At 28.9% G+C, this 13,246-nt stretch carries 9 protein-coding genes; 1 reads left to right on the top strand and 8 read right to left on the bottom strand.

Annotation, left to right across the window (positions count from 1 at the left end; all coding sequences use genetic code 11):
* Nucleotides 1-13: 13 nt before the first annotated feature.
* The 8 genes from M2214_RS00870 to M2214_RS00835 all read right to left on the bottom strand — a co-directional run bounded on the left by M2214_RS00870 (nucleotide 14) and on the right by M2214_RS00835 (nucleotide 12,566).
* Nucleotides 14-1,168, bottom strand: coding sequence for an amidohydrolase (locus M2214_RS00870; protein WP_248481745.1), 1,155 nt, complete (start codon nucleotides 1,166-1,168; stop codon nucleotides 14-16).
* On the bottom strand, nucleotides 1,156-2,736 hold the full coding sequence (locus M2214_RS00865) for a sensor histidine kinase (protein ID WP_248481743.1): 1,581 nt from the start codon (nucleotides 2,734-2,736) through the stop codon (nucleotides 1,156-1,158). The genes M2214_RS00870 and M2214_RS00865 overlap by 13 nt, the downstream gene beginning before the upstream one ends.
* Before the next feature lie 10 nt (nucleotides 2,737-2,746).
* A complete protein-coding gene (locus M2214_RS00860; protein ID WP_248481741.1) occupies nucleotides 2,747-4,807 on the bottom strand; it encodes an ATP-binding protein in 2,061 nt (686 codons plus the stop codon).
* A 5-nt stretch (nucleotides 4,808-4,812) separates the two neighbouring features.
* On the bottom strand, nucleotides 4,813-6,957 hold the full coding sequence (locus M2214_RS00855) for a Tex family protein (protein ID WP_248481739.1): 2,145 nt from the start codon (nucleotides 6,955-6,957) through the stop codon (nucleotides 4,813-4,815).
* A gap of 262 nt (nucleotides 6,958-7,219) precedes the next feature.
* Entirely contained in the window at nucleotides 7,220-7,684 is a 465-nt protein-coding gene (locus M2214_RS00850) for a flagellar export chaperone FliS (protein ID WP_248481737.1), read from the bottom strand.
* Between the two features lie 16 nt (nucleotides 7,685-7,700).
* Entirely contained in the window at nucleotides 7,701-9,659 is a 1,959-nt protein-coding gene (locus M2214_RS18225; protein ID WP_305879803.1) for a flagellin N-terminal helical domain-containing protein, read from the bottom strand.
* A 67-nt stretch (nucleotides 9,660-9,726) separates the two neighbouring features.
* Nucleotides 9,727-9,855, bottom strand: a complete 129-nt coding sequence (locus tag M2214_RS18100; RefSeq protein WP_256466694.1) for a hypothetical protein — start codon at nucleotides 9,853-9,855, stop codon at nucleotides 9,727-9,729.
* Nucleotides 9,856-9,866: 11 nt separating this feature from the next.
* Nucleotides 9,867-12,566, bottom strand: a complete 2,700-nt coding sequence (locus M2214_RS00835) for a DUF6240 domain-containing protein (RefSeq protein WP_248481735.1) — start codon at nucleotides 12,564-12,566, stop codon at nucleotides 9,867-9,869.
* Nucleotides 12,567-12,764: 198 nt separating this feature from the next.
* On the opposite strand from M2214_RS00835, the gene M2214_RS00830 reads away from it, so the two are divergent.
* The gene (locus M2214_RS00830; protein ID WP_248481733.1) at nucleotides 12,765-13,211 is read left to right on the top strand and encodes a YaaR family protein; all 447 of its coding nucleotides are present in this window, start codon (nucleotides 12,765-12,767) and stop codon (nucleotides 13,209-13,211) included.
* Nucleotides 13,212-13,246: the final 35 nt, after the last annotated feature.

The raw sequence follows: 13,246 nt of genomic DNA, 5'->3' as shown, positions 1-13,246 counted from the left end.
AATATATTCTAAATTAAGCAGAGTAAACTACCTCACCATTTATTATAGTACACTCTACACTGCTTTGAATATCAAGTGGATGCCCATTCCATATAACTATATCTGCATCTTTTCCTACTTCTATAGATCCTATTCTATCATCAAGCCCTAAAACTTTAGCAGGATTTATAGTTATAGCTTCTATGGCCTTATCCTTGTCCATTCCAGCTTTTACTGCAAGAGATGCACACAGAGGTAGGTACTGAATTGGAACAACAGGGTGATCTGTCATTAGACAAACATTAAGTCCTGCATTTGATAGAATCCCAGGCGTTTCAAATGTTAAATTCCTAAGCTCTATTTTGCATCTTTCTGATAAAGACGGTCCTACAAGAACTGGGTAGTGTTCTTTAGATAAGTGCTTTGTTATTAAGTGACCTTCTGTACAATGATCTATAGTAAGATCTAGATCAAATTCTTTTGCTATTCTAATAGCTGTAAATATATCATCAGCTCTATGAGCATGAGCTTTAAGAGGTATTTCTTTTTTAAGAACAGGAATTAATGACTCTAACTTAATATCATATTCAGGTCTATCACAATCTTCATCTTCTTCATAATCTATCATATCTTCAAGATAGAATTGAGCTCTCTTTAATGTTTCTCTAAGTAATGATGCTGTTGCCATTCTTGTTTGTGGAGTTTTGTCTTCTTTTCCGTATGCTGATTTAGGGTTTTCTCCAAAAGCTATTTTCATTCCTATAGTTTTTAAAACCATATCATCTATTCTATCTCCATAAGTCTTTAAAGCAATGAATTGTCCTCCCATAACATTAGCACTACCAGGTCCACTTGCTACAGTAGTTACTCCGCCCTCATATGCTTCTTTAAAGTTTCTATCCATTGCATTAATACCATCAATAGCACTTAAATGAGGTGTTATAGGGTCTGTTTCTTCATTTCCATCAGCACCTTCATACCCCATTCCATCTTCCCACATTCCAACATGAGTATGAGGGTCTATAAATCCTGGAAATACATAGTTTCCTTTTGCATCTACAACTTTTACATCAAGAGGTACTACTATGTCTTTTCCTATTTCTTTTATTTTACCATTTTCGATTAATACATCTCCTTGTATGCTTCCATTTGTTACTGTATTTATTTTAGCATTTTTTATGCATAACACTCTGCATTCTCCTCTCTTATGGGCAGCCTTATTTCAAACTTAGACATCTGTCCTTTAATAGAAGTAGCTTCTATATTTCCTTCGTTGGCCTCTACATTTTTCTTAACTACGCTAAGGCCAAGTCCTGTACTTTTTTGTTTTGTAGTAAAAAATGGTTCAAATATTTTATCTAATATTTCTTTATCCATTCCTTTTCCTTCGTCCATTATTTCAATAAATACCTCATCATCTATATCATAAGTATTTATACATATATTTCCGCCTTCTTCCATAGAATCCACTGAGTTTAATATCATATTTACAATTGATTCTCGTATATCAGATTCTTGTACGAATACAGTTTTTTCACTCTTTAAATTCAATATTATGTCTATATTTCTGCCTTTTATATAAGTCATATTTTCCCATTTAGGCCTAGTAGTCTTTATGGCTTTTTTAATTATATCATTTATTAATACATATTTCTTATCTTCTTTTATATTTCTAGAAAAATCCTGCAAAGTTTTAACCTTATCTATAGCTTCATTAGCTCCATCCTCAATTATTTTTATATATTCTTTTATATTGTATGCCTGTTTGTTTATACCCAAAAGCTGGGTATACCCCTTTATTATCGAAAATATATTATTAAGGTCATGCACTATTCCTCCAGCAAGTTCACCAGTATATCTTATTCTCTTATCTGTTTTTTTGAGCAGTTTACCTTCTTCTTTTTCTCTTATAGCGTATATTATATCTCCCAAACTCTTGCATATAACGTCTATTATGTATTCATCTGCTTTCCCTTTATTATAATTCTCTCGATATCCAAGAGTTAATATTCCAACAATTTCTCCATTACAGTGTATTCTATAGCTGTAGGTCATATCTATATTAGAGTAAGAGTATTCTTTTTCTATTTTATTGCTACTAAATAATACTGTTATAGATCCATAATCTGCGTCAGTCATTTCAAGTACAGTCTCTATAGCAGTCTTTATTACTTTTTCAACATCACTCTCAAAGCTGAAGTTTATTATAGAGTTATTTAGAGTTTCCAAATTCTTTTTGTTCTTTTGAAGGTCTAGATTGTCTATTTTAGATTTTTTTATAGATTTTAATAAAAATTTTATATTGCTCATTTCTTTAGTATTTATCATCTGTCTTTTATTTTCATCTTCAAATATCAATTTATCATGAATAGCTAAAAATTTATCTATAAGGTCGAGTTCAAACTCCATTATGTTAAAAAATGTTAACAGCTTATGATTTTTATCTGTTATAATATCGAAATATTCCTCTATATTTTCTAAAATATCATATCTGTATTTATGTATCCAATCTGATGTCACAACTATATTCATATTAAAGTACTCTTTATCTATTTTATATTCTTCTTCAAATATATTATGTTCAATAATTATTATTTCAGCATCTCTATAATCGCCTATACTTTCTAGTAATTTCTTTTTTCCTAAGAATGCACATTTTATATTATTATCCAGCGCTTCATCTATAGTTTTTTTCATTAAATCAACTGCAAACAACTCAGATGAACCTATAACCCCTACATTTCCCCACTGAATCATTATACTCCTCCTAATTGAGCATTTGTAATATTTTTTTGATTTCCTCTATGCCAAATGGCTTTTCTAATATGTAATCAATCGTCGTATCATTATAATTATCTATATCACCCAACCAACCTGTCATTAAAACAAACTTTATATCAGGATATTTAAGCTTTACCTTTTTTGCAAGTTCTATACCATTTAAATTTGGCATAGCTAAGTCACTTATTATTAAATCGTATTTTTTAACTTCTAATTTTTGAAGAGCATCTTTGCCACTATAGCATATATCTGCTTCTTTTCCTATACTTTTTATTATTTCTCCGGTTGCCATGGCAACTGGTATTTTATCATCTACAACTAATATCTTATAGTACTTTTCATCTTTTTCTTCATTTTTAGTGTTTATACTTACAACCTCTTCTAAATGCATAGGAAGAGAGATTATAAACTTAGTTCCTATTCCTTCTTCAGTTTCAACTCTTATGCTACCACCATGATCCTTTATTATCTTATACGATACCGATAATCCTATACCATTTCCATTAACTCCTTTAGTCGAAAAAAACGGATCAAATATTCTAGATAGTATATTTTTAGGTATTCCATCCCCCGAATCCTCTATTTCTATATAAATATCCGTATCAAGATTATATGTCTTTATATTTATATTTCCACCACTCGGCATAGCATCTATAGCATTATTTAAGATATTTATTATAACTTCCCTTATCTCAAATTCTCTACCTTTAACATGTCCTTTTGCATTTAAATCCTTATTTATATTTATATCTATTCCAAGCATAGCACTATCGTTTACTCTAGGGTTTATCATATTTAGAACTATCTTCATAATTCTTTCAAACCTAAAAAATGAATTTTCTTCATCTCTTATGTTCTTAGTAAACTCTTGAATTCTTCTTAACATCTCGGCTCCATCAAGAGAAGCCCTTTTTATAATTTCTAGATATTCTCTAATATTATCATCTTGTCTTTTAGCAAGAGATAAATCAACATATCCAGATATAGTAGCCAATATGTTATTAAAATCATGTGCTACGCCATTAGATATTTCACCTAACGCCTTTAACTTCTCATTCTGACTTATTATTCTATCATTTTTTATTTTCTCTAAAAATGAATTTACTATATTTTTAGCGGAAGAAGCATATATCTCAAGTATTTCTTTATTTATACATTTTTGTCCATACTTATCAAAGCACAAATAGATAACAGTAAATTCATTTATATTCAAAAATACCATTCTCTTGCTTTCTGTCTCTACAGATTTTATCAGTTCATTTTCATTAAACTCTATATCTATGCAGCCTTTAATGCATTCACATGAATCTCCTAGCTCATAATGTATTTGAAAATTTTCAAATTCTGATTTAGTCAAAATACCACTTCTTTTACAGGAAGTTATACTACTTACAAGTTCTAAAAACTTCTTTAAAAAATCATCTAAATTACTTACCTTGTTTACATTCCCTAAAAAGGAGTTAAGTTTTTCTAGATCTTTTACATTATCATAAGTATTTTTCTTTGCTACAACAGAGGAACGTATACTTTCTAATATCAACTCAAGTTCCTTAATCTTTTTATTATTGTATACTTCAATTGTTTCATCATCTTCAAAAAATATAGCTTCATAGTAGACAGATAATTCAAGTACATTATAATAACAGCAGTATTTATATCCATTTTTTATAGAATTTTTTATCAACTCAGTTTTTATACTTATCTCTCTAGAACAAATACCTATTATATAATTTTTTTCATAACCCAACTTTTCACTATCCTGCCTTAACTCATAAAATAAGTTCATATCGTTTACAAACTCTTCACATTTTTTTACTATAATTCTATTAGATTGTATATGGTGATATAAACCATACTGTTTTAATTTATTTTCATCCATAAATTCTTTTTCATAGGCCTCATCAATTACTATAATTATTCTGTCTTCTTTGCGTAAAATAAAATTAATATATTTAAATAATATTGTATAATCTCTATAAAGTTTAGTGCTAAGTATCATACTGCTATTTAACTTACTCGCCATACTTAATGATCTACATATACTCATATATTTTAAATCCCCTTCATAGAAAGTGATACTTTATGCTTTTGTAAGTCTATTTGTATAACTTTAACATCTACTATATCTCCTATAGATACAATTTGCATTGGATCTTTAACGAATCTATCACTCATTTGTGATTTATGAACTAATCCATCATTCTTAATTCCAATATCGACGAAAGCTCCAAAATCAACTACATTTCTAACAGTCCCCTTAAGTATCATGCCTTCTTTAATATCTTCTATTTTTAAAACATCACTTCTAAATACAGGTTTTATACTTTCATCTCTAGGATCCCTTCCAGGCTTTTTAATTTCATTTATTATATCTTTTAAAGTTAAAACCCCCACATTTAGCTCTAAACTCAAATTTTCTATACCCAAATTCTTAATTTTATCGTCTATATCTTCTATCTTTTTGTCCTTTATATCATCAAGTGTATATCCTAATCTTTTTATTAGCTTTTTACATATATCATAGCTTTCAGGATGAACCCCTGTATTGTCTAGCATATTTTCTGAATCATCTATTCTTAAAAATCCTGCACACTGAACAAACGCTGATGGACCTAACCTTTTTACTTTCTTAAGCTCTTTTCTAGATTTAAATTCTCCAACTTCATCCCTATATATCACTATGTTTTTAGCTACAGATTTACTTATTCCAGCTACGCGCTCAAGAAGAGAATACGATGCACTGTTAAGATCAACTCCTACAGCATTTACACTGTCCTCAACTACACCATCTAATACTTCTCCTAGCCTCTTTTGATTCATATCATGTTGATACTGCCCAACACCTATATGCTGCGGATCTATCTTTACAAGCTCTGCAAGAGGATCTTGAAGCCTTCTTGCTATAGATATTGCCCCTCTTAAAGATACATTAATATCAGGATGTTCCTCTGTAGCTAAAGATGATGCAGAATAAATAGATGCGCCAGCTTCGCTTACTATTATGTATTTTATATCCTTATCTATTTCCTTTATTAAGTTAGCAACAAACATCTCAGATTCCCTTGATGCTGTACCATTTCCTATAGCTATTATATTTACATTATATTTATTTATAAGATCTATCAAAACCTTTTTAGAGCCTTCCTCATCATTTTGAGGCTTTGTAGGATAAATCGTAGTCGTATCTAATAATTTTGAATTTTCATCAACTATAGCTATTTTACATCCTGTTCTATACGCAGGGTCAAATCCCATAACCACATTTCCTTTAACAGGAGGTTGAAGCAATAATTTTTTTATGTTTTCTCCAAATACTTTTATGGCTCTTTCTTGCGCTTTTTCAGTTAAATGATTTCTTATTTCTCTCTCTATAGAAGGAAATATAAGCCTTTTATACGAATCATTTATAGCTTGTTCTATGTAGTTTGATATGTTATTCAATTTATTCTTTATATAAATATTTCTTATCTTATCTATAATCAAATCTTCATTAAGCTCTAATTTAACTTTCAAGAATTTTTCTTTTTCTCCTCTATTTATAGCCAAAGTCCTATGTGGTGCCATGGTTTTGACTTTTTCAGAGTAAGAATAATACATTTCGTATACAGATTTTTCATCTGTGCTTCCTTTACATGATATAACTCCATCATTTAAAGCTATTCTTCTTATAACCTTTCTAAGAGAAGCATCCTCAGATATAATTTCAGCTATTATATCAAGAGCCCCTTTTATAGATTGTTCTTCATTTTCGACTTCATTTTCTTCATCTATATATTTTTTAGCTTCACTGTATATATCATCTATATCATAATTCATTATAGATATAGCTAATTTTTCTAAACCTTTTTCCTTCGCTATAGTAGCTCTAGTTCTTTTTTTAGGCTTAAATGGAGCATAAATATCCTCAACTTCTTGTAATGTTTTAGCATTTTGTATGTCAAGCTTTATCTTATCTGTTAAGTTTCCGCCTTCTTGTATTATTCTAATAACATCTTCTTTTCTATTTTTCAAATTTCTAAGATAGTTTAATCTATCATAAAACTCTCTTAATACAACATCACTTAAATTTCCAGTCATTTCTTTTCTATATCTAGCAATAAATGGTATAGTATTTCCATCATCTATTAATTTTATAGTATTTACTACCTGAGAAGATTTTAAATTCAATTCTTCTTGAAGCATTTTTTCTATATTCATCTTGATCTCTCCTTTTTAAACTCACAAAATCATTATATCAAAAAAACTATACATTCAAAAACAAGTTTGGTGCAATATAATACTTTTTTTGAATTATTTTCAATTTTCAGACATTAATATTAGAATTATATTGTAACTATTTGTTCTATCCTGTCGGATAGCTCATATAAGCAATAAAATTTGAAATATTCTGATTTAATTACATAAAAAAAAGTCTCGCATTGTTACTAACAATGCGAGACTTTTTTATATATAATTTTATTTATCCTTTTTCCCATCGATCCTGATTATTCATTATACTTTCATTAACATATCCTTTGCCATATGTCATTCCAGCAACAAGTTTAGGACCTTTGTTTTCCTGTATATTATCCATATACATTTTTTCTCCAAGTTCATTCCATCCTTCATATAAAGGTGTAATAACCTTTATAGCTTCTTCAAATTTAGATTCATCCTTCATAATAAAACCTTCAGTTATAATATTATTAACATATAAATATATACTCTTATAGTTATTCGCTATTTCAGAATCTCCATTTAATGTAGCTATAAGTTCCGCTAATATATCTCTAGACTTATCCATTAAGGTATCTAAATTTTCTTTTTTATTTATATATGTTATACATTCATTAAATGTATCTATTAGACCTTCATACATAATAGCTACAAGCTGTGCTTCATTAGCTGCTGCAACCCTTGAAGCTAAATATTCTTTTTCTATCATCTAATTACCTCCAATCTTAACCAAGTAATTTAAGAATTGATTGTGGCTGTTGATTAGCTTGAGCAAGCATTGATACCCCTGCTTGTTGAAGTACATTTAATTTTTGATAATTAGCCATTTCAAGCGCCATATCAGTGTCTTCTATACGCGACATAGCAGCCGTTAAGTTTTCTGATGTATTATCAAGATTTGCAATAGTGTGCTCAAGTCTATTTTGAGTAGCACCAAGTTTTGATCTTTCAGATGCTATTTGAACTATAGCATTATCAAATACTTTAATAGCCGCAGAAGCTTTTTCTTCAGTTGTTACATCTAGCGCATATTCTGTCATACTTGAAGAAATCCCATCAGTAACAGTTGCTCCTGTCTTTACATAAGAAGCGCCCTTAACCCCTGGGTTTCTTGTTGGATTATCTGCACTTATTTTTAGATTTTTAGCTCTTATATCTCCTATCTGAAGTCTAAATTCTTGTCCTGTATTTGCTCCTACTTGAAGATTAGTTGTGAAATCTTCAGGAGTTCCTTCAAGATAAACTAAATTTCCATCAAACCCTGGTTTATTAAATTCAACAATTAATCTTGCATTAGTAGATGTTCCTGATCCTGAGTCAAATTTAGAATCCTCACTTAAAGTTACTCCATCTATTCCTGTTGCAAACTTGTTAACTATTTCATCTACAATAGCCTCAGCAGTAGTTTTTCCATTTATATCAATAGGTCTATTTGAACCTACGTATGGAGATACACTACTGTCAAAGAACTCTATTGTTTCATCTCCTATTTTTATAGTTGAACCAATTTCAGGAACTCCATCAAAGTAAAAACTTCCTGTTGCTGTATTTGTTGCATTTTCAGCTGTTCCAGTAGCAGGATTTTCTATTATTTTAGATTCTATAGGTGCAGCTGCTAAGTCAATACCTGCTTGTGTAATATCCATTGTACCTGCTCCTATTACAGTAAATTTACTCATATCTAATCCTGTTGGTGCTCCTGTTGTCGCGCCTTGAATTAACCCTTCTATATCTGCTGCTACATAGTTGTTTTTACTAGTATCCAGGGTTACAGTTAGAACATTTCCATTCCAAGAGACTGCTTCTGAACCTCCTTCTGTAAATTTAATACTAATATCACTCTTACCTTGATTTTCAGTACCAGCATAGATTGTCAAATCAACGCTATCTATTGTAGCTTCTCCAGTTGCTTGCGTCGGATCAAAAGCTGAATTAAACATATTAACTACAGTATTACTTCCTTTTATTTCTATATTACTTAATCCTCCAATAGAAGAAGTTGTTATCTCTATATGTCCATTTTTATCTAAAACCGCTTTTGCTGAATCTCCTAAAGCGTCATTTACTAGGCTCATAAAATCGTCTACTGTGCTAGAGCCATTTGTTTGTGTTAAGTTAACTACCTTTTCTTCTCCATCTACCCATATAGATAATTGTTCACTTTTTAAATCAAAACTTCCTACTGCTTTTAGATCTACATTACCTGTATATTGAGCAGGTTTTCCTGTAGACATTCTATGTTCTGAAGTATTACTATTCGGACCTTCATTTCCCTTTAATATATTTCTTGTATTATATTCTGTTCCATTTGCAATTCTATTTACCTCTGAAGTTAATTGATTTATTTCATCTTGTATAGCTTGTCTATCAGAATCTGCTGCCGTTCCATTAGCTGCTTGAACTGAAAGTTCTCTCATTCTTTGTAACATAGAATGAACTTCTCCCATAGCCCCTTCTGCAGTTTGAACTAACGATACACCATCAAGAGAGTTTCTTGAAGCCGTCTTAAGTCCATTTATTTGAGCTCTCATCTTCTCTGTGATTGCCATTCCAGCTGCGTCATCTCCAGCTCTGTTTATTCTCTTACCTGAAGATAATTTTTCAAGTGACTTTGATGCGAAGCTATTATTAACATTAAGTAATCTATGTGCATTCATTGCCGATATATTGTGATTGATTCTCATCTTAAGTAATTCCTCCCCGTATTATTAATAATTCTATCTATATTATCGTCTTATGCAACCTAAAACTTTAATCCTTTCTAATCCTTCTTTCGTCTATATTTTCAACAAAAAGTAGGACTTTAGATACAATGTCTATCAATTCTTTTGGAATGTCTTCATTTAAATCTTTTTCATTCTTTAAATTTTCAATATCCATGATTATCTCCTTTAAATCTTGATATCCAAAAATCCCTTAATATTACTTTCTATTTCCTGTTCTTCATTTAGACCAATTATATTATCTTTATCAAACTCAAATTCTACATCTTCTAAATCATACTCTATCTCTTCTAAAAAACTATTTAATATATCTTTATTCCCTTTTATATACTCTATATTATTCTTATCGTCTAATCCTATTTTTACTTTAACCTTAGCTTTATTTACCCCTAAGTGAATATTTATATTTCCTAAATTTTTAGTATCAAGGCTAATTGCTACATCCATATCATCCTTATCTATATTTTTAGATGAATTTTTTCTGTTTTTGTAGTACATATTTAAATTTGAAAAATGATCATTTATCACGAGAGGGTATTGAATGAATTTTTCATCTTTATTTGATGTGTAACTTCTCTCAAGCGATTCTTTTACTTCTTTATGTTTTTCATCAATATCTTTATTGTAATCCTTAGTTAAATCTATATCTTCTCTGAATTTTTTTATATCTTCTGATATATCTTCATATGCTTTGCGAGGTTTAAAATCGCCTTTTTTTATATTCTCAGAGTACTTTTTAATTGTCCCCTCTATCTTATCTGCGTAATTTTTTAATTGAGTATCTTCTTTCTCATAACTTTCATCAGTATTTTTTATTTTATCCAAAAAGTTTGATATCTTATGCCCTAGTTGATTCTTATTCTTTAAAAAATCAGATGTACTTTGAACTTCTTTTAAAGTCATATCTTTATTGTTTTTTATATTAAAAGCTATACAATTATTTTTTTCTCTATTTATATTTCTTATATTATCTGTTACTTGCTCAATATATTTATCTATTTTTATGTTTGCCCTATCAGCATTGCTAAACTCTTTTATGTAATCTCCAGCTTCTTTTAAGTTCATATTGTCTATAGGGTTATTCTGTTTAATACTTTCCTTAACCATATTACTTGTCAGGTTATCTTTTATGTATTCATATTGATTGTATGCACTATATACCTTTTGAATATTGGATTTACTTAAACTTAGTTTATTTTGAACCAAAGACTTAGCCACTTCAAATGCTTTATTTAAATCTACAGTTTTAGTATCATTATCTTGTGTTTTAAATAAACTTATATTGTCTTTTACATGTTTTTTTACTATATTTTCACTATTTTTTTCAAGCTTTATGACTTGTTTATTTATACTTTTATGAGATTTATATACATTATTCAATGTCATAGGTATTGAATTTCTTAAATTAAAAGATATCGCATTCAAATCTAAATTCTTTACATCATTAAAAACTTCTGTAATTTTACTTATAGATTGAACTGTTGTATTTATAATCTCAGTGTCTATATTAGAATTTGATATAACTTTATTCAATTTGCTTAAATTAAAATCTACGTCTTTTTTAATCAATTTAACTAAATCAGTTTCGTCTAACTCTTTTAGATTTTGTAGTTTTTCTATTATGTCAGATACTTCTTTTACCTCTATATCCGATGTTATATGAATATTACCTATATCCTTTAACTTATTTTCTATATCTCTTATATCCATCTTTTCTATATCTATGTCTTCTTTTATCATAGATGCTAGATTTTCTTTATTTAAATTTTTGATTACATACGCTAAAGCTTCCTTCATTTCATTTATGCTTTGAATGTTTTCTTTTGTCAGTTCTAATTCATTCTTTATCATTTTCTCAGAAAGCTTTATGTTATTATCCGTAATACTTACTTGCATTCTATCTAAACTTTCCTTTATATCCTCTTGTAGTAAATCTAGCTCCTTTTGTGTAACCTTAGTTAGCTTAGGTAAAAAAGATTCGTAAGCTTTAACAGATATAGAGCTTATCTTATCAGCAACCTTTATTGCCCCACTTTTTACGAAATTCTTTATATTGTACAAGTTATCTATTGTAGGACTTATATTATTCTTTACCGTATCTATAAACGTATCTTCTTCTGCATCTTGTAGTTTATCTAATTTATAAAATATGTCATTTACTTTTTCTATATTTCTTTTGGTTATCTTAACATTCTTTTTATGTAGAGTTTTTACTATATCAGTTATATCCTTCCCCATCTTACTTCCATACAATTTCTCAGTTATTTTCTCAGCTTCATCCATTGTGAGTTCTTTTTTATTTTTAAATAATTTTAAAAATGAGAAGTATTCCTTTTCACTTTTGACCTCTTTTATAGTATCTGCTATCTTTTGAAGTGAATCATTTTCAATATCCACTCCCTTATCCATTATCTTAACAGCACTATCGTAATCTAAATTTACTATAATATCATCTAATGATTTTTTACTATACACAAAGGACATAATATTTTCTTTAGTTATACTTATATCGTGGTTCTTAAGAGTCTTAACTGCTTCTAAATTTTCATCGTTCACATCCATATCTAATCTTTTGAGTATATCTGAGTATTCTATTTTATCATTTTCAGTTATTTTTTGATTCCTAATATCATCTGTTTTTTTGGATTCTACTATATTTTTTTTGTCTATTACTACTGCATCTCCGGCTTTTGCATTTATATTTTCCTTAACCTTTAAATTAAGAAGTTTCTTATCTCCAACATCTAAAGTTACATCATCTCCACTAATTTCAACAACTGTACCTCTAACCTTTGAAGTTGTATTCAAATTATTATAGGCATCACTTGCAGCACTATATGCTGCCTCAGCTGAAACGTTATTTATCATATCCTCACCCTTTTTAAATTAGTTATAATTATTTATCGACATCTATTAATTATAAGTTTATATGGTATTTTCAGACTATCCATTTGATCTACCAACTCAGCATAGGTTATATTTAAAATATACAAAACAATATATAAAATTTATATTTATTTTGCCGATAACATATAATATAATCGGTAAAAGAGGGGAGATGCGATTTTGAATAAGGTTAATCCAATTAATAATATAAATCAGATATCCAATGTTAATAAAGTTAATAAATCAAAAGAAATCAAAAGAACGGAATTTAAAGCTAAATTTGAAAATATAAAATCGGATAAAGTAAAAGAACATTTAACAGAGCTTTATGACAAGATAAGTGAGCAGTCTGATAAGATAGGAGAAAAATTATATCTTAAAGATTTGATTGAATACAAGAAGCTAGTAAAAGAATTCCTTAACGTAGCAGTTAATAATTCTCATTCCTTCTCTCAACAAAACTTTCTAGACAGAAGAGGTCGTCATAGGGTTTATGGAATTGTAAAAAATGTAGATAGAGAGCTTAGCTCATTAACTAAAGAATTTATAGGACAAGAGGTAGACAGACTTTCTGTAATAAAAAAGCTTGATGGTATAAAAGGTATGTTGGTTGATGTGATGATGTAGCTTACTAATAAATAAAAGGAAGAGACTTAGTCTCT

The organism is Tepidibacter aestuarii (assembly GCF_934924865.1).
GTDB classification, from domain to species: Bacteria; Bacillota; Clostridia; order Peptostreptococcales; family Peptostreptococcaceae; genus Tepidibacter_A; species Tepidibacter_A aestuarii.
This window is presented reverse-complemented; position numbering and strand designations above follow the sequence as displayed.